The following is a 25,013-nucleotide window of genomic DNA, read 5'->3' as shown; positions in this document are numbered from 1 at the left end:
TAGAACACAACAGGGAGGAGCGTGCGATGGCCCAGACTGAAATCTCGGGTGCACCGGTCGTCACGGCGATGCAAGTGATCCCGGTCGCGGGCCGTGACAGCATGCTCCTCAATCTGAGCGGCGCGCACGCGCCGTTCTTCACCCGCAACATCGTCATCCTCACCGACAATGCCGGTCACACCGGCCTCGGCGAGGTGCCGGGCGGGCAGAAGATCTGGCAGACGCTGCAGGACGCCCGTGATCTCGTGATCGGCAAGACCGTCGGCGCGATGAACAACATCCTCGCCGATATCAGGACGGCTTTCGCCGATCGCGATTCCGGCGGCCGCGGCAAGCAGACTTTTGATCTCCGGGTCATGATCCACGCCGTCACGGCCGTGGAGTCCGCGCTGCTCGATTTGCTCGGGCAGCATCTCGACCTGCCGGTCGCAGCCCTGCTCGGCGAGGGCCAGCAGCGCAACAGCGTCGAGACGCTCGGCTATCTCTTCTTCGTCGGCGACATTGGCAAGAGCAAACTCGCCTACGTCAAGGGCGAGACGGGCAAGGCCGAATGGTTCAACCTCCGCCATCAGCAGGCGATGACGCCGGAAACCGTGGTGCGGCTCGCGGAAGCCACCCACGACCATTACGGCTTCGCCGATTTCAAGCTGAAGGGCGGCGTGCTGCGCGGCGAGCAGGAGATCGAAGCCGTCACCGCGATCGCCAGGCGCTTTCCGAACGCGCGCGTGACGCTCGATCCCAACGGCGCATGGTCGCTCGACGAGGCTGTCAGCCTCTGCAAGGACATGCACGGCATCCTCGCCTATGCCGAAGACCCCTGCGGCGCGGAAAGCGGCTTCTCCGGCCGTGAGATCATGGCCGAGTTCCGCCGTGCAACTGGCCTGCCGACCGCGACCAACATGATCGCAACCGACTGGCGGCAGCTCTCTCATGCGTTGCGGCTGGGCGCGGTGGACATTCCGCTGGCCGATCCCCATTTCTGGACCATGCAAGGCTCGGTGCGCGTGGCCCAGACCTGCCGCGACAACGGCCTGACCTGGGGCTCGCACTCCAACAACCATTTCGACATCTCGCTCGCCATGTTCACCCATGTCGGCGCCGCCGCCCCCGGCAAGGTCACCGCGATCGACACCCACTGGATCTGGCAGGACGGCCAGGCGCTGACCAAGGAGCCGCTCCAGATCAAGGGCGGCAAGATCGCCGTGCCTGACAGGCCGGGCCTGGGTATCGAAATCGACAGGGCCGCCATCGACGCAGCGCATGACCTCTACAAGCAGCATGGACTCGGCGCCCGCGATGACGCTATTGCCATGCAGGACCTGATCCCCGGCTGGACCTTCGACGACAAGCGTCCCTGCCTCGTGCGTTAAGAATTCAGGCATGATCCCGGACAATTGGACACCGGTTTTCCGATAAGGATCATGCTTCTCAAACAAGGAGGACAACATGACTGCGATCCTGAAGAACTTCATCGGCGGCGAATGGGTCGATGGCTCCGCCGTCACCAGGAACATCAATCCCTCCAACACCAACGACGTCGTCGGCGAATACGCCAAGGCCGACAAGGCGCAGACCGAGAAGGCCGTCGCCGCCGCCAAGGCCGCCTTCCCCGCCTGGGCGCAGTCGACGCCGCAGGTGCGCTATGACGCGCTGAACAAGATCTCTCTCGAGATCATCGCCCGCAAAGAAGAACTCGGCCGCCTGCTCGCCCGCGAGGAAGGCAAGACCCTGCCTGAGGGCATCGGCGAGGTCGCGCGCGCCGGCCAGATTTTTGCGTTCTTCGCCGGCGAAGCGCTGCGCCTGATCGGCGAGAAGGGCGCCTCGGTGCGTCCCGGCATCGACGTCGAGCTCACCCGTGAGCCGGTCGGAGTCGTCGGCATGATCACGCCCTGGAATTTCCCGATCGCGATCCCCGCCTGGAAGATCGCGCCGGCGCTCTGCTACGGCAACACCGTCGTGTTCAAGCCGGCCGAGCTGGTGCCGGGCTCGGCGCATGCGCTGTCCGAGATCATCACCCGTTCCGGCATTCCTGCCGGCGTGTTCAACCTCGTGATCGGCTCCGGCTCGGTGGTCGGGCAGACCCTGCTCGAGCACCCGGATGTCGCGGCGATCTCCTTCACCGGCTCGGTGCAGACGGGGCGCAAGATCGCGCAAGCCTGCGTGCTGTCGAACCCGATGAAGAAGTTCCAGCTCGAGATGGGCGGCAAGAACCCGCTGGTCGTGCTCGACGACGCCGACCTCAAGACCGCCGTCGAGGTCGCCGTCAACGGCGCCTATTTCTCGACCGGCCAGCGCTGCACTGCTTCGTCCCGCCTGATCGTCACCGAAGGCATCCATGACCGCTTCGTCGCCGCAATGGCCGAGCGCCTGAAGGGCCTGTCGGTGGACGACGCGCTCAAGGCCGGCGTGCATATCGGCCCCGTGGTCGACCAGAGCCAGCTCGACCAGGACCTGCGCTACATCAAGATCGGCCAGGACGAGGGCGCCAAGCTCGCTTGGGGCGGCGAGCTGCTCAAGCGCGAGACGCCCGGCCACTACCTCCAGCCGGCGCTGTTCACCGAAGCCAACAACAACATGCGCATCGCGCGCGAAGAGATCTTCGGGCCGGTGGCTACCGTCATTCGCGCCAAGAACTACGAGGAGGCGCTGGCGATCTCTAACGACACCGAGTTCGGCCTCGCTTCCGGCATCTGCACCTCCAGCCTGAAATACGCCTCGCACTACAAGCGCAACAGCGAGTCCGGCATGGTGATGGTCAATCTCCCGACCGCCGGCGTCGACTATCACGTGCCGTTCGGCGGCCGGAAGGGTTCGAGCTACGGTGCCCGCGAGCAGGGCTCCTATGCCCGCGAGTTCTACACGACGGTGAAGACCGCCTATACCTATCCCGGCTAACCACGGGGAATATCAAATGGACCAGGACGTCGCAGCGAAAGAGCAGCCGCGCTACATCAAGCTCCACGAGCGCGACAATGTCGCGATCGTCGTCAATGATTTCGGGCTTCCCGCCGGCTCCCGCTTTGCCTGCGGGCTGACGCTGCGCGCCTTCGTGCCGCAAGGACACAAGACGGCCCTGGTCGACATTGCACAGGATCAGCCGATCATCCGCTACGGCGAGGTGATCGGCCACGCGCTCTCGCCGATCCTGGCCGGCGAATGGGTGGACGAGGCGCGCATCCGCATGCCGGAGGCCCCTGCCCTCGACAAGCTCGAAATCTCGACCGCCGTGCCCGCGCCGCTGCCGCCGCTCGAAGGTTTTACCTTCGAGGGCTTCCGCAATTCCGACGGCTCGGTCGGCACCAAGAACATTCTCGGCATCTCCTCCTCCGTGCAATGCGTCAAGGGCACGATGGAATATGCGGTGAAGCGCATCCGCGCCGAGCTGCTGCCGAAATATCCGAACGTCGACGACGTCGTGCCGCTGACGCATGCCTATGGCTGCGGCGTCGCCATCAACGCGCCCGACGCAGTGATTCCGATCCGCACGCTGCAAAACATCGCGCAGAACCCGAACTTCGGTGGCGAGATCCTGGTCATCAGTCTTGGCTGCGAAAAGCTCGCGCCCGAGCGCCTGGTGCCGGAAGGCGTCAGCAACGCCATCGTGCGCATGCAGGACGAAGCCTTCGACGGTTTTGGCGCGATCGTCGACGCGATCATGACCCAGGCCGAAGCCCGCCTGAAAATCCTCAACAAGCGCACCCGTGAGACCTGCCCGGCCGCCGATCTCGTCATCGGCCTGCAATGCGGCGGTAGCGACGCCTTCTCCGGCGTCACCGCGAACCCGGCCGTCGGCTTCGCCGCGGACCTGCTGGTGCGTGCCGGCGCCACCGTGATGTTCTCCGAAGTCACCGAAGTGCGCGACGCGATCCAGCTGCTCACCCGACGCGCCATCAACGAGGACGTCGGCCGCGCGCTGGTGCGCGAGATGGCCTGGTACGATTCCTATCTGGCCCGCGGCGGCGCCGATCGCAGCGCCAACACCACGCCCGGCAACAAGAAGGGCGGGCTTGCCAACATCGTCGAGAAGTCATTGGGCTCGATCGTCAAGTCCGGATCGAGCGCCATCACAGGCGTGCTCTCGCCCGGCGAGAAGGCGACGCAGAAGGGCATGCTGTTCGCGGCAACGCCTGCGTCCGACTTCATCTGCGGCACGCTGCAGCTCGCCTCCGGGATGACGCTGCAAGTGTTCACCACCGGCCGCGGCACGCCTTACGGCCTTGCGGCTGCGCCCGTGATCAAGGTCGCGACCCGCAGCGAGCTTGCGCGCCGCTGGAAGGACCTGATCGATTTCGATGCCGGCGGCATCGCCACCGGCGAGAAGACCATCGAGGAAACCGGCTGGGACCTGTTCCGCTTGATCCTCGACGTCGCCAGCGGCCGCACGCAACCCTGGTCGGATCGCTGGGGCATCCACAACGATCTCACGCTGTTCAATCCGGCGCCGGTGACGTGAGCGTCGCGCGTAGACACTGACCGAAAATCAAGAGGACGTCTCAATGTCCCGCATCACGACCTTGCGCACCATCCGCATCGAGGAACGGCCCAACCTGATCTGGGTCGAAATCGAAACGGACGAAGGGCTCACCGGCCTCGGCGAGAGCTTTCGAGGGGCGCAGGCCGTTGAGGCTGCCGTCCATGAGCTCGCAGCACCGCTGGTGCTCGGCCAGGATTCCCGCCGCATCGAAGCCGTATCGCGTCAGTTGCTGACGCCGTATCTCGGCTTCCACAGCGTCAGCGCCGAGCTGCGCGCCGCCAGCGCCATCGACATCGCGTTGTGGGACCTCAAGGGCCAGCGCCACGGCATTCCCGTGCACGAGGCGCTCGGCGGCGCGAGCCGACTCGAAATCCGCGCCTACAACACTTGCGCCGGCTACGCCTACAATACGAAGAGCGCCAGGCGCCGCGAGATCGGCGCGGACGACGCCGCGCTCGGCCCCTATGACGATCAGATCGCCTCATGCGCGACGCTGGAGCGCTCGCCGAAAGCCTTTTGAGCGAAGGCTATGGCGCCATGAAGATCTGGCCATTCGACCCCTTTGCCGCCAATGGCGGCCATTCGATTTCCCTGATCGACCTCAAGACCGGTCTCGAACCGTTCCGGAAGATCCGCGCCGCCGTCGGCGAACGCATCGAGATCATGTGCGAGCTGCACAGCCTGTGGGGCGCGCAGACCGCCGAGCGCATCTGCCGCGCGCTCGAAGATTACGGCGTTTTCTGGGTCGAGGATCCCCTCGGCAAGATGGACGATGTGCAGGGCCTTGCCGACCTCAGACGGCGCGTGAAAACGCCGATCTGCGGCAGCGAAACGCTGGCGGGCGCGGCGAGCTTCCGCAATCTGCTTGCAGCCGACGCCATCGACGTGGTGATGCTCGACATCGCCTGGTGTGGCGGATTGACCGAGGCGCGCAAAATCGCCGCGCTGGCCGAAGCCCACAACAAGCCGCTCGCGCCGCACGATTGCACCGGCCCGGTCGCGCTGATGGCGGGGCTGCATTTGGCGCTGCATGCGCCGACCGCGATCTTCCAGGAGGTCGTGCGCGCGACGCTCTCGACCTGGTATCGCGATCTCGTCACCGCTCTTCCGAGAGTGAACAACGGCATCGTGTCTGCGCCGCGTGCGCCCGGCCTCGGGCTTGCGCTTAATCCGGACGTGCGCCGCCGCGCGGACGTAGTGGTGCGAGAGTCCATTTTCAGCGCGTAGGGCACGACCGACGCATCACCGCGCGACGACTCCCGCGGGGAATGACAGCGGAGCTAAGCGGGAAACGGCCTACTGCTTCGGCGCTGGCGCCATCATCGCGCCGCCCTTCTTCGCCGCGGGCGCAGGCACGGGCTTGGTCGCGGCGGTCGCTTGCGCCGGGAGATATTTCGCGACGATAGCGGGGTCGACCTGGGCAATGTTGGCGTCGGGCAGACGCGTCCAGGTCTCGTCCTTGCCGAACAGGGAGATGCCGAGGAAGCCGCGCATCGTCAGCGTCTGGCCATCAGGGCTGACCGTCATCTTGGCCTTCCAGACGTTGCCGTCGCGCGGATTGACCACGTTGCCGCCGTCGTACTTCAAGCCGTCGCGCTTCATGTCGCGGATGAAGGAGAGCCCGAGCACCGGCGCGTTCTTGCGATCGTCCGTGCATTTCGCGCAGATCTCGTTCGGATCGTCGCCGGGCCGCGGAAAGGTTTTTGCGATCACGCCTTCGAACACACCGCTGTGGTCGATGAAGAGAAACCATCCCACCGTCTTGCCGTCTTCGACCTTCTGCCAAAGACCCGCGGCGGTTGGCTGCTGGACTTGCGCCGCAGCCGGGCTCACCGCACCGAGCGAGATCGCGAGCGCGAGGAGCGAGAACAGCCGAAAGCTGGAAAAGAGATTCCGCATTATCATCACCTTGCTAAGCCAATCGCCTTGCTGAGCCGTCACTCCAATGGCCGCAGACTACGGCGATTTCGCGAACGGTTCCAGCACCAGAAACATGGGCACCGCCTCCCCGCTCGCCGCCGTCAGTTGACACCGAGCTTCTTTTGCAGGCTGGAGGACGAAGTCGTGTACTGGAACACGAGCCGCTTCTCCGGATAGACATAGCGATGGGCTTTTTGCGACATCAGTGCGCCCTCGTGGAAACCGCACAGGATCAGCTTGAGCTTGCCGGGATAGGTGTTGATGTCGCCGATCGCGAAGATGCCGCGCACATTTGTCTCGAACGCGGACGTCTCGACCGGCACCAGATTGTTCTCCAGCGAGATGCCCCAGTTCGCGACCGGACCGAGTTTCATGGTCAGCCCGAAGAACGGCAGCATGGTGTCGCAGGCAATATCGGTCACATTGTTGTCGTTGCCCTTGATCGTGGCACCGGTCAGCTTGCCCTCGTTGCCTGACAGCGCGGTGACCTGGCCGAGCCGCAGATCCATCTTGCCGCCAGCGACCAGCGCGCGCATCTGCTCGACGCTGTGGGGGGCGGCGCGAAAATCGTCGCGACGGTGCAGCAGCGTGATGCGGTTGGCAATCGGATGCAGATTGAGCGTCCAGTCGAGCGCGGAATCGCCCCCGCCGACGATCAGCACGTTCTTGTCGCGGAACGTCTCCATCTTGCGCACGGCGTAGTGCACCGAGCTTCCTTCATAGGCTTCGATCCCCGGCACCGGCGGACGCTTGGGCTGGAACGAGCCGCCGCCGGCAGCGATCACCAGCACCTTGCATTCGAACACCTTGCCGGCGTCGGTGGTGCAGCGGAACAAGGGATCGCCGATCTTCTCCACGGTCTCGATCATCTCGCCCAGATGGAAGGTCGGATGGAACGGCTTGATCTGCTCCATCAGCGCCTCGGTGAGACCCTGGCCTGAAACCTGCGGAATGCCGGGAATGTCGTAGATCGGCTTTTCCGGATAGAGTTCGGCGCACTGGCCGCCGACCTTGTCGAGGATGTCGACGAAATGCGCCTTCATGTCGAGAAGGCCAAGCTCGAAGGCGGCGAACAGACCGCAGGGGCCGGCGCCAATAATCAGCACATCGGTTTTGATCACATCGCTCATGTCGTCTCTTTATCGGTCGTTATCGGTGGCACGGCGCCCGGCGGGCAGAGGTGACCCTGCCTGTCTAGCCAACGGGGATGGATCAGGGAAGGCATAAAAGCGGGAGCGCCCCGCAGCCGCGCCCACTTGCCGGGTCAGGATAACTGGGCTGTAACGAGCAACGATATGACGGAGATCAATCGGTGAACGCACCACGCCGCCTCGATACGACGCCGCGCCTGGAGGACTACCCTTTTCGCCTCAGCGACAATGTCCGCTTCGGTGATCTCGATCCCAACCAGCACGTCAACAACGCGGTCTACGCCACCTATTTCGAGACCGGCCGTGTCACGCTGATGAAGCTTCCGGAATACGGCCTGACGCCGCCGGGACTTGCCTGGATCATGGTGCGGCTCGACATGCATTTTCGCGCCGAGTTGCACTGGCCGAATACGATCGAGCTCGGCCTCGGCGTGGTGAAGCTCGGGCGGACATCGGTGACCTTCGAGCAGGTCGTGTTTTCGAACGGGAAATGTATTGCGTCTGCGACGTCAGTCGGCGTCATGCTCGACGAGACGACGCGACGGCCGGCACCGCTGACCTCAGAAGTGCTCGAGAAGCTCAGACCCTGGCACAAGCGCGGCATTGAGGTCGCGCCGCCGAGCACATGATAGCTACGGAGAGTTAGGCCTGGCGTTCCGGCGTCGCCACGACGAGGCCGTCGAGTTCGTCGGAGACCTTGATCTGGCAGGACAGGCGCGAGTTCGGGCGCACGTCGAAGCCGAAGTCGAGCATGTCCTCTTCCATCGGTGTCGGGCTGCCGACCTTCTCGCGCCAGGCTTCGTCGACATAGACATGGCAGGTGGCGCAGGCGCAGGCGCCACCGCATTCAGCCTCGATGCCGGGAATGCTGTTGCGGATGGCGGCTTCCATCACGGTCGCGCCGTTCTCGACGTCCACCGTACGGGTTTCGCCCTTGTGATCGACAAAGTGAATTTTGGCCATGTGTGCTCGTACTGCCGCGATCTTGGGAATGAAGGAGGGTCCGGGCTGTCCTATAACGGGTCGGTCAGCCCGGCGCCATAGCGTTTTGATAAGACGTTAATCCCGCTTCGCGGCAAGAAAACCCGTCAAAACAAAAGACTAGGGCACGGTTCGGCCCTGTCGTCCTAAGGCTTCAGGATCGTCTCGATGGCGGCGCGAGCCTCGGTCACCGCCTCTTTCAGCGCGGCGAAGGCGTGGGGCCGGCCCTGGCCGGTCCGGATCGCGGTCTCGAGGCTGGCTGCGGCATCCGCCACCGCAAAAGCGCCGATCCCGCGCGCCGAGCCCTTGAGCTTGTGGGCGAGTGCGCCGGCATCACTCGGCAGCGCTGCCATAGCCGCAATCAGGCGGACCGCCTGCTCGGCAAACATCGCCAGCACTTCCTGTTCCAGCTCAGCGTCGCCGAGCGTCATGCGGGAGAGGTGATCGAGGTCCAGCAGGTTGTCGATGGGTGCAAGCGGGGGCGAGGGCATCCAGTCCATCCGTTGCAGTTCAGGCATCATGGCGCAGGCCCCGGCATCGCGCGATGTCCGCCGGTTCGGCGGTCAGGTTCCCTCCACCGAAGCATGGAAATGGTTAACGAAGTGTTCCGGCAGTTTTGCGCAAATCCGCCTGTTTATTGACGAAAAGTTGCCGCAATCCGGCGAGTCCGGTGGAGAATTTCATGTATTGCTAAGGCGTTACGGCGCGATCCTGTTAACGATGATTAAGAATGTCTTAATCGCAGCCATTTCATTCGCGACGCTCTGCCAATAGGATGTTTTGGAAATTGGCGGACAAGCCGTCCGGGTGGGGACGGCTCGGAAATCCGCGCAAGCGGCATGATCCGGACTGTGGGCTTGCGTAGCGCGCAGAGCTCGCGGAGGGACGCGTACAAGTAACGAGGGCTCGGACTGAACATGGCAAACACTCCGAAAAAGGTCAAAGACCCGACAGAAGATGCGCTTTCTGCGATCCAGGAAGCCCTGAACATCAGCGACACGGCTGCGGACACCAGCCGCAACGCCTCGATGCGTAACGAAACGTCGCCTCCGGCCGCGCCACCGACCCCCCCGATGTTCGACGAACCGAGCTTCGACCCGCGTCCTGCCGCGAACGAACGCGCGATGTTCGACCAGATCGAGGAGCCGCGCTCCTCGCGCCGCGCCGCCAATGACGACCGTGCGACCATCGGCCAGCTCTTGCAGACGTTGCAGACGGGACGCCCGACCCGCAACATCTACACCGGCGCGACAATCTTCACCGTCATCTGGCTCGCGGCCTGCGCCGCGCTGACGGTCGGCTTCCTGCCTTCGATCCAGGCGGCGATGGGCCAGAGCGGCGGCGTGTTGGCCATTGCCGGCCTCGTCACGATGTTCTTCGCGCCGATCATGCTGTTCTTCTTCCTGGCGAGCCTCGTCTGGCGCGGTCAGCAAATGAGCTCGGTCGCGCAGGCGATGGCGCAGGTTGCGATCCGCTTCTCCGAGCCGGAAGGCTCGGCTTCGGATTCCATGGTGACCGTCGGCCAGGCCATCCGCCGCGAGGTTGCGGCGATGGGCGACGGCATCGAGCGCGCGATCGCGCGCGCCGGCGAGCTCGAGACGCTGGTCGCCAACGAGGTCGCGGCGCTCGAACGCGCCTATTCCGACAACGAAGTGCGCATCCGCGCCCTGCTCCAGGACATCGCGCATCAGCGCGACAATCTGGTCGGCCAGGCCGAGCAGGTCCGCAGCGCCATCTCCGGCGTGCAGATCGATCTGCGCCATGACATCGCGCTGATCTCGGACGCGATCGCCTCGCGCGTCGACGAGGTCGCCAAGTCCATCACCGGCGCGCTCGAAGAGCGCGGTGCCCACATCACCGGTGCACTCAGCAACGCGGGCGACAACATGATCCTCGCGCTCGGCGAGCGCGGCGGCGACCTGCTCGACCGCCTCGAAGAGGCCAGCAACGAGACCACGCGCGCGGTGCTCGACGCCAGCGAGCGGCTGACCACCAGCCTCAATTTCAAAACCGGCCACGTCCACGACGAGTTCGTCGACCTCGCCGACCGCGTCCACGAGATGCTGAACGAGCGCATCGACCGCATCACCGGCGAGTTCGAGCAGCGCTCCGCCGCGATCGTCGACGGCATCTCCGAGCGCACCGAGCAGGTGCACGACAGCCTGAAGAATTCGTCGGACTCGCTGCTGCTCGAGCTCGAGCTGCGCTCCAACGACCTCTCCGCCAAGATCGACGACGCCGGCAACCGCCTCGCCGGCCACATCATGACCTCCGGCGACAAGGCGAGCGAAGCGCTCGACGCCACCGTCAACACGCTGGTCGCCAAGGTCGTCAGCCAGACCGAGACCGCGCACGACTCGCTGTCGCTCCAGATGAGCGCCTTCGACGAGCTGGTGAGGAACCAGGGCAGCGAGCTGGTCGAGAAATTCGCCCGCGACTCCGGCACGCTGGGCGCATTGATCACCCGCCACATCTCCGAATTCGACCGCACCGTGAAGACGTTCGGCGGCGAGATCGTCGATCGCATGGGCCAGCGCACCCAGGACATCCACGAGAGCCTGAAGAGCTATGTCGACAATTTCGACACCCGCTTCACCTCCAACGGCGGCGCGATCACGGCTGTCCTCGACCAGCGCCTGGTGCAGTTCGAGACCACGATCGGCGAGCGTGTCACCAACTTCGATGCCTCGCTGAACGGCAAGATCTCCGGCCTCGACTCTGCAATCGACGGTCACATCAAGACCTTCGACGAACAGCTCGTCGGCCGCGTCGCCGCGCTCGAACAGTCGTTCGATACCCGTGCGAAGTCGGTCACCGAGACCATCGACGGACGGCTCAACACGCTCTCCTCGTCGCTGACCGACGGTGCCGCGCAGGCGATCCAGTCGATCGACTCCCGCCTCACCCACCTCACGACGTCGCTGACCGACGGCGCATCGCAGGCGATCGAGACGATCGACACCCGCCTCAACTACCTCGCGACCTCGCTGACCGATGGCGCATCGCAGACCATCCAGACGATCGATACGCGGCTGACGCATCTGACGACCACCCTCACCGGCGGCGCCTCGCAGGCGCTCGAATCCATCGACACCCGCCTCACCTACCTGACCACCGCGGTGACGAACGGCGCATCGCAGGCCGTGCAGTCGATCGACACCCGCCTCACCCTCCTGACCTCGACGCTCACGGACGGCACCGCGCAGGCGATCGAGGCGGTCGACCGCCGCATCACCAGCGTCGGTGAACTCATCGACGGCCGCAGCATGCATCTGACCGACACGGTCACGGCGCGCTTCCAGGACATCCACCAGGCCATCGAGACCAAGGTCGGATCGGTCGCCAGCGACATCGACATGCGCGTGGCGCAGTTCGAGGACCTGCTCGGCTCGCGCGTCGAGGCAGTCGCCGGCCGCATCGAGAGCAGCGGACGCCAGGCCAGCGAGGACATGATGTCCCGCGCCGAGATGATCTCGACCGCGATCCGCTCGCATGTCGAGGACGCCGAACGCTCGCTCACCAACCTCGTGGTCAACACCAGCGAGACCATCCAGACCGGTGCGCGCACCGCGCAGCAGTCGCTGATGACGGTTTCCTCCGACGTCAACGCTCAGCTCAAGATGACCTCCGCCGAGGTCGAGCGCGCGCTGACCGCGGTCGGTACCGGTGCCGCGAACTCGATCCTGAGCAGCGCCCGCGAAGCACAGTCGACGCTGGTCGCCGCATCCGGCGAGGCCTCCAACCAGATCAAGGGGCTCGCGGCCGACGTGGAACGCACGCTGTCGTCGGCGGGCTCGGCGACCGCAGCCTCGATCCTGGCCGGTGCCCGCGAGGTGCAGACGACGCTGGTCACGGCGTCCTCGGACGCGGCCAACCACGTCAAGACCCTCACCGCCGACGTGCAGCGCTCGCTGTCGATGGCCGGCTCCTCCACGGCGGAATCGATCACCGCCGGCGCCCGCGATGCGCAGAGCACGCTGATCGCGGCCTCGAGCGAGACCGCCAACCAGATCAAAGCGCTGTCCTCGGACGTGCAGCGCTCGCTCTCGATGGCCGGCACCGCGACGGCCGAGACCATCATGACCGGCGCCAGCGAAGCCCAGAGCACGCTCGTCAACGCGTCCTCGGATGCGGCGAGCCAGGTCAAGTCGCTGGCGGCCGAAGTGCATCGGTCGCTCTCGCAGGTCGGCCAGTCGACCGCCGAGACGATCACGACCAGCGCCCGCGACGCCCAGAGCACCCTGCTGGCAGTCTCCGCCGAACAGACCGGCCAGGTCCGTTCGCTGGCGGCCGAGATGCAGCGCGCGCTGGCGACCGCCGGCGGCGCCACCATCGAGGCGCTCACCAGCGGCGTACGCGAGGCCCAGGGCACGCTGATCTCCGCCTCGACGGATGCAGCGAGCCAGATCAAGTCGCTGACCACGGACATCGAGCGCACGCTGACCTCGGTCGGCGCCGACACCGCCTCGACCATCCTCAACAGCGCACGCGAGGCGCAGACCTCGCTGACCACGACGTCGGCGGACGCCGCAAGCCAGATCCGCACGATCTCGACCGAGATCGAGCGCACGCTGAGCACGGCCACCGCGAACGCGACCAACGACATCCAGACCAGCGCGCTCAACGCCCAGAACGCGCTGATCAACGCCTCCAACGAGGCGAGTTCGCGGGTCAAGTCGAGCTCGGCGGACGTCGAGCGCTCGGTGCTCGCCGCCAGCAGCAGCTTCGGCCAGGCCATGACCGGCAAGACCGACGAGATCGTCACCTACGTGCAGCAGCAGTCCGACCGTCTTGCCAACATGATCGATGCCAAGCGCGGCTCGCTCGTGGACGCGATCGGCTCGAAGACCAGCCAGCTCACGCTCGACATCGACCGTGTCACGTCCGACGCGCTGAAGTCGATCGAGACGCGCGGCCACGCGTTCTCGCAGACGATGATGGGCAACGGCTCCGAAGTGGCACGGACCATCAACTCGGCGAGCGAGATGGCGACAGGTGCCGTCAACAAGTCGCTCAAGGACCTCGAGCTGGCCTCGCGCGTGGCGATCGACCAGTCGCGCCAGGTCTCGATCGCGGCCGTCACCGAGATGCAGGAGACCAGCAAGATCCTGCGCACCGACACGGTCGCCCTGTTCGAGCGACTGCGCGAAGGCAACATCCTGCTCCAGGAGGTGCTGACCGGTGCGCACGACAACCTCAACTCGCTCGAGCGGGCGCTGGTGACGCGCGTCGCCGACTTCGTCTCGGCGATGAACGACGTCACCTCGCGCAACGGCGCTGCGACGCAGAACCTGGAAGACCAGCTCAACGTCTTCAACAGCAAGACCACGCGGGCGCTCCAGGATCTCGGCGAGCTGTCGACCCAGTTTGACGCGCACGGCAAGGCACTCGTCGAGGCCGCGCAGGTCGTGGAGCAGAGCAACAAGAACACCACCGCCTCGCTCGCCGAACGCAAGCTGGCGCTGGAATCGCTCGTCACCACGATCGACCTGCGCACGGCCGATCTCGACCAGCGTCTGTCGCGCTTCACCGGCCTGCTCGATGAATCGCTGGCGGCCGCCGAAGAGCGCGCTCGCGACATCGCCCGTGTCGTGGCCGAGACGGCCGGCGCCGGTTCCGCCGCGATCACCCGCCAGTTCGAGGCGGTACGGTCGGCCTCCGAAGAGGAGCACCGGCAGACAGTCGAGGCCATGCACGACATCTACCGCCAGACCACCGACGAGGCGGATACGATGTTCAAGCAATCGACCGAGAAGTTCACCAACCTCGTCTCCAGCATGAAGCAGATGGCGTTCGAGATGCACAACGAGCTCGAAGCCACCCGCAACGAGCTGCGCCGCGGCGTGCTCGAGATGCCGCAGGAGGCCGCCGAGAGCACTGCGCAGATGCGCAAGGTGATCGTCGACCAGATCGAGGCCCTCGCCGAGCTCAACCGCATCGTGGCCCAGCATGGCCGCGGCCTCGATGTCTCCACGACGGGCCGCGCCAGCGTGCAGCGCCAGGAGGAGCCGATGCTGGCGACCGCGGGCGGCCGCAGCACAGAGACCCGCATGCGCGACACCGGCAGCGCCTCCACGCTGCCGCCGCCGGACCTCGGCATGCCGGCCTCCTCGCGCCGTACCGAAGCCCCGCCGGTCGCGCCGGCCGGCAACGACCAGGGCCGCGACGGCTGGCTGTCGGACCTGTTGAGCCGCACGGACGCCAACCAGGGTGCGCCGACCGGACGTGAAGCCCAGCGCGGCCGCCAAGCCGCCGCACCGGCTCCGCAGCCTCAGGCGCCGCAAGGTGGCGGCAATCCGCTGGAATCGTTGTCGCTCGACATCGGCCGGCTGATGGACCGCAACCTCGCTGCCGAGATGTGGGACCGCTACCAGCGCGGCGAGAACAAGGCCTTCACCAAGCGCCTCTACACGCCCGCCGGCCAGAAGGCTTTTGACGAGGTCGCCCGCAAGTACCGCTCCGATCGCAACTTCAAGGGCACGGTCGACCGCTACGTCGCCGAGTTCGAACGCCTGCTCGACGAAGTCGCCCGCGACGGCCGCGGCCCGCAGGAGCTGCGCAACCACCTGACCTCGGAGACGGGTCTGGTCTACACCCTGCTCGCGCACAGCGCGGGACGGCTGGGGTGAGCGGCTCGCAGCGATAGCGAACAGCGAATGAAAAACGGAGCCGTCGCGGGCTCCGTTTTGTTTGAAGTTATGCCGGTGCAATGATTGGGATGGGTCCCGGCTCTGCGCAGCAGCGTTACACGCTGCAGCGCGTCCGGGACACGAGACCCAGCGCTACGACCAAGCCGAGCCCTATTGCCGCCTGCGCTCCGGCGTCGCGGGCTTTAGCGGCTCCGGCGGCGGCGGCGCGGCGGCCGGTGCGCTGTTGCTGGCGCCGAACAGCACGCGGGTCGGGTTGCGGTCGAAATTGTTCACGGCGCGGCTGATGTCGCCCAGGGTACGGCGGCCGTCGGTCATCAACGCGCCGGAGCGCTTGTCGAAATCGTCGGCCAGTTCGCGGATCGACTTCACCGCCAGGAACAGCTCACCGCCGTCCTTGCCGCCGGCGAGCGTGTTGAGGCCGAGCATGAGGCTGTCGGCCTTGAGCATGACGCCGTCGACCTTGGCCATCACGCCATCGATCTTCTCGGAGTTGCGGGCGAGCGAGTTGGTGAAGGTCTCGAGATTCTTCAGCGAGTTCTTCACCGATTCCTGATTGTCGGCGACGATCTTGTTGATGTTCTGGAGCGTGCCGCGGATCGCCTCGGTGACGTCCTGGAGCTTGTTGGGATCCGCCGTCAGCGACGGGATGCCGTCCTCGTCGAGCGGTGGCGGAGGTGCCGCCTCCTCGCCGCCCTTGAGCGAGATCGCGGCGACGCCGGTCAGGCCCTGGAATTCGAGGCCGACCAGGGTGTCCTTGCGGATCGGGGCGTTGTTCTCGACCATGGCGAGTGCGACAACCCGCCGCGGGTTGTCGAGCTTGACCGAGACCACCTCACCCACTCGGATACCGTTGAAATTGACGCTGCCGCCGTTGCGCAGGCCCGCCGCCGGGCCTTCGAACACGACGCGCAGGGGGCTGCGCTGCTTGGTGGTGTGCAACGACTGAAACCACAACACGAAGCCGATCGCAGCGGCGATCACCGCCAGCGTGAACGATCCGATCAGGACGTAATTTGCACGCGTTTCCATCAGCTACTCCGGCACCTCAGCCCATCACCGCGCGAGCGCGCTTGCCATGGAAATATTGCCTCAGCCAGGGATGCTGCGAGGCCTGCATGTCGGCGATCGACCCTGCCGCAATGATCTTACCGTTCCCTAAAACGGCGATGCGGTCACATGCTGTGTAAAGGCTATCGAGATCGTGGGTTACCATGAAAACAGTCAGCCCCAAAGTGCGCTGGAGGGTCCTCACCAGTTCGTCGAAGTCGCCGGCGCCGATCGGGTCCAGGCCTGAGGTCGGCTCGTCCAGAAACACCAGATCCGGATCGAGCGACAGCGCGCGCGCAAGCGCCACGCGCTTGATCATGCCGCCCGACAATTCGGAGGGAAAGCGATCGGCGACTTCGGGCTTGAGACCCACCATGGTGAGCTTGGCGATGGTGATCTCGTCCATCAGCCGCTGCGAAACGCGCAGATATTCGCGCATCGGAAACTGGATGTTCTGCCGCACCGTCAGCGAGGAGAACAGCGCGCCCTGCTGGAACAGCACGCCCCAGCGCCGCTCCACGTTGCGACGCTGCGACGTATTGGAGGCATCCAGATCGACGCCGAACACCTCGATGCTGCCTGCGACCTTCGGCACGAGGCCGATGATGGTGCGCGTCAGCACCGATTTGCCGGCACCCGAGGGCCCGACGAAGCCAAGGATCTCGCCGCGCTTGACGTCGAGGTCGAGGCCGTCGAGCACCCGCGTCGCGCCGAACTGCACGGTGATATCGCGGACGCGGATGATCGGGTTTTGAATTCCGTTTCGAACTTCCTGCGCCATCGTCACATCCCGATCGAGGCGAAGAAGATGGCGAACACGCCGTCCATGACGATGACGAAGAAGATGCCCTTCACCACGGACGCCGTCGTGTGCTGTCCGAGCGATTCCGCGCTGCCCTGCACGGCGAGCCCTTCGACACAGGCGACGATGCCGATCACGGCAGCCATCACAGGTGCTTTCACGATGCCGACGATGAAATGGTCGATCGAGATGGCGTCGCGCAGGCGCAGCAAAAACGCTTCGGGATCGACGCCGCCATAGAGCCAGACGACGAGACCGCCGCCATAGAGCGCGGCCATGGCGCCGAGGAACGCCAGGATCGGCAGCGCCAGCACCAGCGCCAGCATGCGCGGCAGCACCAGCACCTCGATCGGGTCGAACCCCATGGTGCGCAATGCGTCGATCTCCTCGCGCATCTTCATCGAGCCGAGCTCGGCGGTGTAGGCGCTGCCCGAGCGGCCCGCGACCATGATCGCGACCAGGAGCACGCCGATCTCGCGCAGCACCAGCACGCCGAGCATGTCGACGACGAAGATGTCGGCGCCGAACCTGCGGAAATGGAAGATGCCCTGCTGGGCGATGATGCAGCCGATCAGGAAGGTGATCAGCACCACGATCGGCACCGCGCGCCAGCAGACCTGCTCGAGATGATGCACGGTCGAGGTCAGGCGGAACGAGCGCGGGTGAATCAGGGTGCGCGCGCCCGCCGCGAGCACCGCGCCGAGCATGTCGATCAGGCCTGCCACGGTGCCGCCAACGCCAGCCACGGCCCGGCCGATCTGCTCCAGCATGCCGGTGATGGTGACGGCATTGGTGTCGATCACGGGCGTCGCCCTGACCCGCCGCACCTCGTCCACGAGGCTCGAATAATTGGCGGACAGCCCCGCGATCTGCGCCTCGACCGCGCCTTGGGTCAGGCTGCGGCGCAGCCGTTCGATCAGCCAAGCGCCGAACGTGTCCAGCTTGGCCACCTCGGAAACGTCGATGAAGACGCTTTGCGAACCGCCCGCGAGCTTCTCGGCGTCAGCCACCATCCGCTCCAGGACCGGCGCGAAGCTCGCGGTCCAGGTTCCGGTGGCGCAGAGTGCCAGCGCGTTGCCTTTCGCAATCCGTTCCAGCTTCGGATCGCCGCTCAAGATGTCCGCTCCCGTGCCGGGGCGCTGGAAACGGATGAAATCAGATGGTTGCGCACGCGCCCTTACCCAGAGAAGGTGTCCCCGACCGGTTAACCTTAGTTGCTAGAGGTAACTAGCAGGTTCAGATTTCGCCAGAGTTCAAAATGACTTCCAGCAAAGTTCCGGCCCTCGTCGCGCGAATCGAGCGCTTTCCCATCGCCGGCAGTTTTACGATCAGCCGGGGCGCCAAGAGCGAGGCCGTAACCGTCGTGGCCGAGGTTAGCCGGGACGGCCTGATCGGCCGCGGCGAATGCGTGCCCTATCCCCGCTACGGCGAGACGCCCGAGGTGACCCTTGCCGCCATCCAGGCCATGCAGGAGGCCGTGGCGAGCGGACTCACCCGGCGGACCCTGCAAGCCGCCATGCCGCCCGGTGCGGCCCGCAATGCCCTGGATTGCGCCCTGATCGATCTGGAAGCCAAGGCGGCGGGCTTGCGGGCCTGGAGCCTGCTCGACCGCCCGGTGCCGGGCGAGCGCACCACGGCCTACACGATCTCGCTGGGCACCCCCGAGGCCATGGCGGCGGCGACCGCCAAAGCGGCGCACCGGCCGCTGCTCAAGATCAAGCTCGGCGGTGACGGCGACGGGGAGCGGATCGCGGCGGTGCGCAAGGCGGCCCCCGAATCCGAGCTGATCGTGGACGCCAACGAGGCCTGGACCGAGGCCAATCTGGAGCACAATCTCGCGACCTGCGAGGCCGCCGGCGTCACCCTGGTCGAGCAGCCGCTACCGGCCGGCAAGGACGACGCGCTGGCGCGGATCAAACGGCCGCTCGCGGTCTGCGCCGACGAGAGCGTGCATGACCGCCACTCGCTCGCACCCTTGCGTGAGCGCTACGACGCCGTGAACATCAAGCTCGACAAGACCGGCGGCCTCACCGAGGCGCTGGCGATGGCCGATGCCGCGCAGGCGCTCGGCTTCGAGATCATGATCGGCTGCATGGTCGCAACCTCGCTGTCGATGGCGCCTGCAATGCTGGTGACGCCGCAGGCCCGCTTCGTCGATCTCGACGGCCCGCTGCTGCTGGCGCGCGACCGCGATCATGGCCTTCGGTATGACGACAGTCTGGTCTATCCGCCGGATTCTTCGCTCTGGGGATGAGCTCTCAGCCGGTGCCGCGCCGACCAGATGAGAAGTGCACCGGCGCCGGCCATCGCAGCCATGACGTAATACAGGCCGTCGCCGATGCGGGCGTAGATCGCGCCTGACGCGATCGAGGTGGTCGCACCCAGCAGCCCGTTGCACGCGGCGTAGTAGCCCTGCCCCCGCGCGATCTGATGCGACGGCACGCGCTGCACCAGGAGATTCATGGTGCCGAGGATGGTCATCCCGAAGGTCAGGCCGTGGCCGAGCTGTACGACCGCGAGCAGCGCAAGCGGCGGATCGTGCGCGGTGACGACCCAGCGCACCACCGCGCTCGCGCCCCCGATCGCCATGAGCGAGGACGGGTGCAGCGAGAAGCGCGGCGACAGCGCGAACACGATGATCTCGGCGATCACGCCCAGCGTCCAGAGGCCCGCGATCGTCAGCCCGCCGAGGCCCTGGGCCTGCCAGTTGATGGCCGAGAACGTATAGTAGGCGACGTGACTGCCCTGGATCAGCGCGGCGGAAACGATGATGGCCCAGAAGCCGGCATCGTGCAGCAGCGCCTTGCCGGCGTGCGCCGCTGTCGTCCTTCGCCTGACATCGTCGAGGGGCTGGAGCAGCACGCTGGCGGCGACCGCAACAACGGCCCAAGCGACGATGACCCAGATCAGATCGCGCGCCGCGATGTGGTCTACGAGATAGCCGCAGGCGAGCGAGCCGGCGGCGAAGGCTGCCGAGCCCCACAGCCGCACCGGCCCGTAATCGAACCCGTAGCGGGCGACGCCACGTAGCGCATAGGCATCGGTCAACGGGGTCGTCGGCGTCCACATCATGCAGGTCAGCGCGTAGATCAGGAACAGCGCCAGCGGCTGCCCCTGCAGGCCGACGGCTGTAAATCCGATCGCCGTCGCGAGCACGGACACCATGATGCCGGCGCGAATGGCATGTCGCTTTTCGGCAAGGGCCGTGATTTGCGGCAGCGTGGTGAAGCGCGTGATCGCCGGCAGCGCGTTGATGAGGCCGATCCAGGCCGCGTCGATGCCGATCGCCTTCAGCCAAACCGGAAAGAACGGCAGATGCGTACCCGACACCGCGAACACGGCCGAGTAGAACACGGCGAGGCTCACGGCGAATCGCCGCTTCTGAGATACCGCGATGGGGATTTGTGATTCGGGTGCCATCAAACCAATTGCGATTCGGTCGATATCGTGGTGATCGTTACTGTAACGCGCCGTGATTTGCGCGACGAGATTGACATGGCCAACGAAGCATTCGCCCTCTCGCCTATGTCTGCCCGCGCGGCCGAGCCGAACGAGCAGGATTACGACGCGATCCGCGAAGCCTTCATGGAGACCGCGCGCGGCCGCTGGTTCCTCGGTGAATACGCCAAGCGCAACCGCAATGCGGACACCCGCATGGTGCTCGACGCGGTCGCGAAAATCGAAGAAACCCTTGCGACACAGCGCCAACCCGTGGTCGAGGACGGCCTGCCCGAGGCGCTGGTCGCAATCCGGCAAGCGATCCGCGAAGCCGAGACGATCGCAATCGCAGCCTTCGATCCCGCGGCGTTCGAGGCGAGCCTCGCGCCGATCCCGCGCGGCCTCCGCATCATCAAGGAGATCTCCTGGCGCTGGCGCGAGATCGGCGCCGACGGGCGAATCTGCGACCTGATTGATTCGCAGCTCGCCTCCATCGAGGCGGCCTGCGCGCAAGTTTCGACCATCGACCCCCGTACCGACCTCAAGGCCGCATTCGATCTGCTCAAGGACCGGATCGACCAGATCGACGGCGACGCAACGCCGCAGGCTGCGCACCCCTCGCCGGCCCCGGTGCAAGACGCGCCGTCGTCCGTGGCGGAAGCTCCGCTTGCGGAGGTCGCGCCTGCCGCAATGGCCAGCGAAGCAGCCGTGGCTTTTGCGGAGGCGCCGCAGGACATAGCAGCGATCGAGGCCGAAGCAGCCGTGGAAGCGGCCGGCGTCGCTGAGGCCTTCTCCGTTGCCGAGCAGGCGATGGACGCCGCCTTGGAGCCGGAGATCGTCGCCGAGAGCCAGACCGCGCCTGAAGCCGCCGCTTTTGAAGAGCCGGCCGCTGAGCCCGCCGCCTTCGCCGAGGTGACGGACGAATTTTCGCTCGACGCCGCCGCGGAAGCCGAGGACGACGCCATACTCGAGGCCATCGCGCTGGAGATGGCCGCGCCCGATCCGGAGTTCGACGAGATCATCGAGCCGGTCGAGATGGAAGCGGCCATTCCGGAGCCGGTGGTTGCGGAGGCCGCAGCGCCCATTGCAGCCGAGATGCCGGGGCCGATCGCGCTTGAGCCCGCCGCCGCGCCGGTCGTGGAGGAGCCCGTAGAGGAAGCGCCGATCGCGATGGAATCGCTTGCGCGCCTCACCAACGCCATTGCGGAAGCCGCCGCCGAAGTGATGGAGCAGCCGGCGTCGGCCATGGCAGCCACCGCGACATTCGGCGCAGCGCCGAGCACGACGCTGCCGATGCCCTCGCCGGTCCCGGAAGCCTCACTCGGCGCCACCATCCTCGCCAGCGGCATCCTGCAAAAGCCCCGCGCCGCCGCAAACGATCCCATGGCGCCGATCCGCCGCATGACCCAGGCCGAGAAGATCGCGTTCTTCTCGTAAGGGGACGCGGCATGCTCCGTCTCGTGTCCCGGACAAGCTGCAACGCGCGAGCGTTGCGGCGCAGAACCGGGACCCAGGAGGCGACACAGTATGGCGCGGATGGATGGGCCCCGGCTCTGCAGCGCACCGCTAAAGCAGCGCTGCGCTGCGTCCGGGGCACGAGAACGAGCGGCGGCCGCGCGAGATTAGCTCAGCCGATCACCCGCAATTCCACACCGCGCCGATCGGTGTCCGCGTCCAGCACGGCCCAAAACTGCCGCCATTGTAGCGGCCGCCGCCAAAGCCGGGCCGGCCGAAATAGCGCCACTCGCCGTCCCAGCCGTAATATTGGGGGACCGGATCGATGTACCAATGGCGCCGGTCGCTGCGCGACATCCGCCGCATCGCTTCCTTCTGCTTGTAGAGCGGAACGCTGTTGCTGAGCGGCTGGCGATAGCCCGGCAGGAAGCCGTAGCCATGCCAGGCTTGCTTGGGACGCTTTTGAATTGACGCAGCGGGCGCGACGGCCGGCAGCAGCGACAGGATGACAGCAACAGACAGACACATAAGGCGCGACATGGATTGACGATAGACGGTCGAGTCCGGGAACGCCATTCAAATTCGAGTGCCAAGCTATTTGCACGATCGCGCACCAATCGGATGGTCCGAGACTCCCCCTAGCTGATCACACCCTTCCTGATCAGGAAGCATCCGTAACCCCTGCTGTCGCCGACCTGCACGACGCCAAAGCTCGCTGCCGCTGCCCGGTAAAAATCCGGCCGCGCGAGTTTTCCGGGCGTCACGGGGCGGCCGGCGGCCCGTTCGATCTCGGCCAGCACCGCGCGCTGCACGTCGGGGACGCGGTCGGGATCGTCGACCGGCATCATCACGCGCACCGGATCGGGATCGAAATCGTCGAGCGGGTAGACCGACATGATGGCGCGGATCGCGGTCTCCATGGTCATGCCCGGCAACTGGATCAGGCGCTGCGACGCCGTGCTCTGCGCGATGCGTATTGCCGGGTGATTGGCATCGACGAAAACGAGGTCGTCGCCGTGGCCCATGGCGGCGAGTAGCCAGAGCAGGTCGGGCGTGAGGATCGGATCAATCGATTTCAACATGTGACGGCATTTCCTTGAAAAGCATGTCATGGCGGGCGAGCCCCGGCCCGGCCGGACACCGGCCGCTCACCCTAGCAGGTTCCAAGCGTGATCCAGATCACGTAGGCCACCACGGTGATAGCGATCACGGACCAAAGGCTCGAACGCGGCCAAGCTTTTTCGCAACCAATCTCGTATCGAGATCAGTGCCAGAGGAGCACGCCATGTTCCGCCTAAAGCCTTTCCTGATGACTGCGGGCCTGCTGGGAAGCCTGTTCGGCTTCGCCTGTGGCCCTGTTTCCGCGCAAGTCGCCCCGGTCGAGCCGGCTCCCACCGCGCTGCTAGGCCCTGAGCAGCGGGTCGCGCTGGTGATCGGCAATTCGAACTACCAGAACGCGCCGCAGCTCGCCAACCCCGACAATGATGCGGATTCGATGGCGAAGTTCCTGAACTCGGCCGGCTTCGAGGTGGTCGCCGCGACCGACCTGACCCAGAACGACATGCTCCGCGTGGTGCAGGACTTTTCGGCAAAAGTATCCGCGCGCGGCCCGAACACGGTGGCGATGGTCTATTATGCCGGTCACGGCGTGCAGCTCGCCGGCGAGAATTACCTCGTTCCCGTCGATGCCAAGGTCTCGAGTCAGACCGAGCTGGTCAATAATTCGGTGCGTCTGGTCGACGTGATGTCGACGCTGGAGACGATCCCGAGCCGCATGCGCATCGTCATCCTCGACGCCTGCCGCAACAACCCCTTCCCCAACGTCAACGACGCCGGCCGCGGCTTGGCCATCGTCGATGCCCCGAACGGCTCGATCGTCGGCTACTCGACCGCGCCAGGCGCCGAAGCGCAGGACGGCATCGGCGGCCACAGCCCCTACACGCAAGCCTTCCTGAACGTCGCGCGCGAGCCCAACGTCCCGATCGAGCAGCTGTTCAAGCGCGTGCGCCTCGAAGTGAACCAGACCACCAGCGGCGCACAGATCCCCTGGGAGAGCTCGTCGCTGACGTCCGACTTCACCTTCTTCGGCGACACCGCTGTTGCCGCCAACCGCGCGCCGGTGAATGCGCCGTTGGTGCAGATGGCCTCCAACCTGCCGAGCCGCTCGACCCGCCAGGCCTATGACTACGTCGTGTCCGAAGCCCGTCCGGAGTACTATCAGGAGTTCATCACGATGTATCCGCACGACCCGCTGTGCGATCACGTCCGCTGGCTGCTCTCCAACCTGCTGCTCACGCAGGCCTGGCACAAGGCGGTGCTCGCGAACTCGCCGCTCGGCTACAAGAACTTCTACGACAGCTACGGCAACACGCCCTATGCGCAGGTCGCGCTGAAGCTCCAGCTGCAGCCGAAGCAGATCCCCTTGATGCAGGCGACCAAGTTCCTGGCGCCGCAGAACATCAACCCGACCTTCAAGATCGGCAATCTCGGCCAGCCCAAATACATGCCGCTGCAGCAGAGTAATGGCGGCGCGCAAGTGAACGGCAATCTGCCGATCGTGCAGAAGCCGGGCGACAACAACGGCATCGGCAAGCTCGGCAATGGCGGTCAGATCGCAACCCTGCCGGCGCCGACCAACACCACGACCAGCAATGGCGGCATCGGCAAGATCGTGACGCTGCCTGCGACCAACAATACGCAGAATGGCCGCGGCAATTCCGGCACCGCCGATGCGAAGCCGGTCATCGTTCAGACGCAGAACAATCCGATCCGCATCAACAACGGCGCGAAGATCAACAACAATCGGGTGAACAAGGTGCAGGTGCAGAACAACACCCGCCCGCAGTTCAACACCACCAACCGGATCGGCAATGGCGGCAGCAACAATTTTCGCCAGTCGATGAACCAGAGCCAGGGCAACAACGGTGGCGGCAACAATCGCCGGAGCTTCATGCACTGATCGCGCGGAGAAGAAGGTGCGCTCCCTCCCCCGCTTGCGGGCTGTCGAATTCACACATATTGCGGAGGAATTTGATTGCTGATTCCGTGAGTTGAGTGATGATTCGCGGGAGCGAGCGATGTCTGGGATGGATTAC

General features: G+C 65.6%; 21 protein-coding genes. 11 read left to right on the top strand and 10 right to left on the bottom strand.

Annotation, left to right across the window (positions count from 1 at the left end; all coding sequences use genetic code 11):
* Positions 1-26 precede the first annotated feature (26 nt).
* The 5 genes from gudD to ABIB06_RS34890 all read left to right on the top strand — a co-directional run bounded on the left by gudD (position 27) and on the right by ABIB06_RS34890 (position 5,701).
* Positions 27-1,370: a glucarate dehydratase gene (gudD, locus tag ABIB06_RS34910; RefSeq protein WP_354052844.1), complete on the top strand. Its 1,344-nt coding sequence runs from the start codon at positions 27-29 to the stop codon at positions 1,368-1,370.
* A 76-nt stretch (positions 1,371-1,446) separates the two neighbouring features.
* Positions 1,447-2,895 (top strand): aldehyde dehydrogenase family protein, encoded by a 1,449-nt coding sequence (locus ABIB06_RS34905; RefSeq protein WP_247352039.1) that lies wholly within the window; start codon positions 1,447-1,449, stop codon positions 2,893-2,895.
* 16 nt (positions 2,896-2,911) lie between these two features.
* A complete protein-coding gene (gene garD / locus ABIB06_RS34900; RefSeq protein WP_354052841.1) occupies positions 2,912-4,453 on the top strand; it encodes a galactarate dehydratase in 1,542 nt (513 codons plus the stop codon).
* A 43-nt stretch (positions 4,454-4,496) separates the two neighbouring features.
* Entirely contained in the window at positions 4,497-4,994 is a 498-nt protein-coding gene (locus tag ABIB06_RS34895) for an enolase-like domain-containing protein (protein WP_354052840.1), read from the top strand.
* Positions 4,958-5,701: a mandelate racemase/muconate lactonizing enzyme family protein gene (locus ABIB06_RS34890; protein ID WP_354052838.1), complete on the top strand. Its 744-nt coding sequence runs from the start codon at positions 4,958-4,960 to the stop codon at positions 5,699-5,701. Before ABIB06_RS34895 ends, ABIB06_RS34890 begins: the two co-directional genes overlap by 37 nt.
* A 69-nt stretch (positions 5,702-5,770) precedes the next feature.
* On the opposite strand, the gene ABIB06_RS34885 is transcribed toward ABIB06_RS34890, so the two are convergent.
* Together ABIB06_RS34885 and ABIB06_RS34880 are read right to left on the bottom strand one after the other, a co-directional pair.
* Complete coding sequence (locus tag ABIB06_RS34885) at positions 5,771-6,373, bottom strand: DUF2147 domain-containing protein (RefSeq protein WP_354052836.1); 603 nt, start codon at positions 6,371-6,373, stop codon at positions 5,771-5,773.
* A gap of 122 nt (positions 6,374-6,495) precedes the next feature.
* Positions 6,496-7,524 (bottom strand): NAD(P)/FAD-dependent oxidoreductase, encoded by a 1,029-nt coding sequence (locus ABIB06_RS34880; protein WP_247446374.1) that lies wholly within the window; start codon positions 7,522-7,524, stop codon positions 6,496-6,498.
* 182 nt (positions 7,525-7,706) lie between these two features.
* On the opposite strand from ABIB06_RS34880, the gene ABIB06_RS34875 reads away from it, so the two are divergent.
* Entirely contained in the window at positions 7,707-8,174 is a 468-nt protein-coding gene (locus tag ABIB06_RS34875; RefSeq protein ID WP_247352047.1) for an acyl-CoA thioesterase, read from the top strand.
* 13 nt (positions 8,175-8,187) lie between these two features.
* On the opposite strand, the gene ABIB06_RS34870 is transcribed toward ABIB06_RS34875, so the two are convergent.
* Entirely contained in the window at positions 8,188-8,508 is a 321-nt protein-coding gene (locus ABIB06_RS34870; protein WP_045008721.1) for a 2Fe-2S iron-sulfur cluster-binding protein, read from the bottom strand.
* 164 nt (positions 8,509-8,672) lie between these two features.
* Positions 8,673-9,047 carry an Hpt domain-containing protein gene (locus tag ABIB06_RS34865; RefSeq protein WP_247352049.1) on the bottom strand — a complete coding sequence of 125 codons (375 nt, stop codon included), beginning with the start codon at positions 9,045-9,047 and terminating at the stop codon, positions 8,673-8,675.
* Between ABIB06_RS34865 and ABIB06_RS34860 the strand changes: the two genes are divergently transcribed.
* Positions 9,046-9,300, top strand: a complete 255-nt coding sequence (locus ABIB06_RS34860) for a hypothetical protein (protein WP_247352051.1) — start codon at positions 9,046-9,048, stop codon at positions 9,298-9,300. The two genes, ABIB06_RS34865 and ABIB06_RS34860, sit on opposite strands and share 2 nt — an antisense overlap.
* Before the next feature lie 143 nt (positions 9,301-9,443).
* A complete protein-coding gene (locus tag ABIB06_RS34855; protein WP_354070068.1) occupies positions 9,444-15,155 on the top strand; it encodes an apolipoprotein A-IV repeat region-like domain-containing protein in 5,712 nt (1,903 codons plus the stop codon).
* 171 nt (positions 15,156-15,326) lie between these two features.
* Here ABIB06_RS34855 and ABIB06_RS34850 read toward each other — a convergent pair whose 3' ends face one another.
* Genes ABIB06_RS34850 through ABIB06_RS34840 form a run of 3 tightly spaced genes read right to left on the bottom strand, consistent with a single transcriptional unit; the run spans position 15,327 to position 18,140 of the window.
* Positions 15,327-16,205, bottom strand: coding sequence for an MlaD family protein (locus ABIB06_RS34850; RefSeq protein WP_354052832.1), 879 nt, complete (start codon positions 16,203-16,205; stop codon positions 15,327-15,329).
* 16 nt (positions 16,206-16,221) lie between these two features.
* Entirely contained in the window at positions 16,222-17,004 is a 783-nt protein-coding gene (locus tag ABIB06_RS34845) for an ABC transporter ATP-binding protein (RefSeq protein WP_247446368.1), read from the bottom strand.
* A gap of 2 nt (positions 17,005-17,006) precedes the next feature.
* A complete protein-coding gene (locus tag ABIB06_RS34840; RefSeq protein WP_354052830.1) occupies positions 17,007-18,140 on the bottom strand; it encodes an MlaE family ABC transporter permease in 1,134 nt (377 codons plus the stop codon).
* Between the two features lie 143 nt (positions 18,141-18,283).
* Here ABIB06_RS34840 and dgcA point away from each other — a divergent pair, with 143 nt between their 5' ends.
* Positions 18,284-19,279 (top strand): N-acetyl-D-Glu racemase DgcA, encoded by a 996-nt coding sequence (gene dgcA / locus ABIB06_RS34835; protein ID WP_354052829.1) that lies wholly within the window; start codon positions 18,284-18,286, stop codon positions 19,277-19,279.
* On the opposite strand, the gene ABIB06_RS34830 is transcribed toward dgcA, so the two are convergent.
* Complete coding sequence (locus tag ABIB06_RS34830; RefSeq protein ID WP_354052827.1) at positions 19,249-20,445, bottom strand: MFS transporter; 1,197 nt, start codon at positions 20,443-20,445, stop codon at positions 19,249-19,251. The genes dgcA and ABIB06_RS34830 overlap by 31 nt on opposite strands.
* 75 nt (positions 20,446-20,520) lie before the next feature.
* Between ABIB06_RS34830 and ABIB06_RS34825 the strand changes: the two genes are divergently transcribed.
* Positions 20,521-21,900, top strand: coding sequence for a hypothetical protein (locus tag ABIB06_RS34825; protein WP_354052825.1), 1,380 nt, complete (start codon positions 20,521-20,523; stop codon positions 21,898-21,900).
* Positions 21,901-22,098: 198 nt separating this feature from the next.
* Here the strand turns inward: ABIB06_RS34825 and ABIB06_RS34820 are convergent, their stop codons facing one another.
* Entirely contained in the window at positions 22,099-22,458 is a 360-nt protein-coding gene (locus tag ABIB06_RS34820) for a hypothetical protein (protein WP_247352190.1), read from the bottom strand.
* Between the two features lie 98 nt (positions 22,459-22,556).
* Complete coding sequence (locus tag ABIB06_RS34815) at positions 22,557-23,000, bottom strand: RbsD/FucU family protein (RefSeq protein WP_354052824.1); 444 nt, start codon at positions 22,998-23,000, stop codon at positions 22,557-22,559.
* 203 nt (positions 23,001-23,203) lie between these two features.
* Here ABIB06_RS34815 and ABIB06_RS34810 point away from each other — a divergent pair, with 203 nt between their 5' ends.
* A complete protein-coding gene (locus ABIB06_RS34810; RefSeq protein WP_354052823.1) occupies positions 23,204-24,877 on the top strand; it encodes a caspase family protein in 1,674 nt (557 codons plus the stop codon).
* Positions 24,878-25,013: the final 136 nt, after the last annotated feature.

Origin of the sequence: Bradyrhizobium sp. LB8.2 (genome assembly GCF_040548035.1) — a bacterium.
GTDB lineage: Bacteria > Pseudomonadota > Alphaproteobacteria > Rhizobiales > Xanthobacteraceae > Bradyrhizobium.
The sequence above is the reverse complement of the archived record's forward strand: the minus strand, read 5'-3'. Positions and strand labels throughout refer to the sequence as shown.

Bases quoted from the DNA above. Each gene is read 5' to 3' on its own strand.
- gudD (WP_354052844.1), top strand. From the start codon at position 27: ATGGCCCAGACTGAAATCTCGGGTGCACCGGTCGTCACGGCGATGCAA.
- ABIB06_RS34905 (WP_247352039.1), top strand. From the start codon at position 1,447: ATGACTGCGATCCTGAAGAACTTCATCGGCGGCGAATGGGTCGATGGC.
- garD (WP_354052841.1), top strand. From the start codon at position 2,912: ATGGACCAGGACGTCGCAGCGAAAGAGCAGCCGCGCTACATCAAGCTC.
- ABIB06_RS34895 (WP_354052840.1), top strand. From the start codon at position 4,497: ATGTCCCGCATCACGACCTTGCGCACCATCCGCATCGAGGAACGGCCC.
- ABIB06_RS34890 (WP_354052838.1), top strand. From the start codon at position 4,958: ATGCGCGACGCTGGAGCGCTCGCCGAAAGCCTTTTGAGCGAAGGCTAT.
- ABIB06_RS34885 (WP_354052836.1), bottom strand. From the start codon at position 6,373: ATGCGGAATCTCTTTTCCAGCTTTCGGCTGTTCTCGCTCCTCGCGCTC.
- ABIB06_RS34880 (WP_247446374.1), bottom strand. From the start codon at position 7,524: ATGAGCGATGTGATCAAAACCGATGTGCTGATTATTGGCGCCGGCCCC.
- ABIB06_RS34870 (WP_045008721.1), bottom strand. From the start codon at position 8,508: ATGGCCAAAATTCACTTTGTCGATCACAAGGGCGAAACCCGTACGGTG.
- ABIB06_RS34860 (WP_247352051.1), top strand. From the start codon at position 9,046: ATGGCGCAGGCCCCGGCATCGCGCGATGTCCGCCGGTTCGGCGGTCAG.
- ABIB06_RS34865 (WP_247352049.1), bottom strand. From the start codon at position 9,047: ATGATGCCTGAACTGCAACGGATGGACTGGATGCCCTCGCCCCCGCTT.
- ABIB06_RS34855 (WP_354070068.1), top strand. From the start codon at position 9,444: ATGGCAAACACTCCGAAAAAGGTCAAAGACCCGACAGAAGATGCGCTT.
- ABIB06_RS34850 (WP_354052832.1), bottom strand. From the start codon at position 16,205: ATGGAAACGCGTGCAAATTACGTCCTGATCGGATCGTTCACGCTGGCG.
- ABIB06_RS34845 (WP_247446368.1), bottom strand. From the start codon at position 17,004: ATGGCGCAGGAAGTTCGAAACGGAATTCAAAACCCGATCATCCGCGTC.
- dgcA (WP_354052829.1), top strand. From the start codon at position 18,284: ATGACTTCCAGCAAAGTTCCGGCCCTCGTCGCGCGAATCGAGCGCTTT.
- ABIB06_RS34830 (WP_354052827.1), bottom strand. From the start codon at position 20,445: ATGGCACCCGAATCACAAATCCCCATCGCGGTATCTCAGAAGCGGCGA.
- ABIB06_RS34825 (WP_354052825.1), top strand. From the start codon at position 20,521: ATGGCCAACGAAGCATTCGCCCTCTCGCCTATGTCTGCCCGCGCGGCC.
- ABIB06_RS34820 (WP_247352190.1), bottom strand. From the start codon at position 22,458: ATGTCGCGCCTTATGTGTCTGTCTGTTGCTGTCATCCTGTCGCTGCTG.
- ABIB06_RS34815 (WP_354052824.1), bottom strand. From the start codon at position 23,000: ATGTTGAAATCGATTGATCCGATCCTCACGCCCGACCTGCTCTGGCTA.
- ABIB06_RS34810 (WP_354052823.1), top strand. From the start codon at position 23,204: ATGTTCCGCCTAAAGCCTTTCCTGATGACTGCGGGCCTGCTGGGAAGC.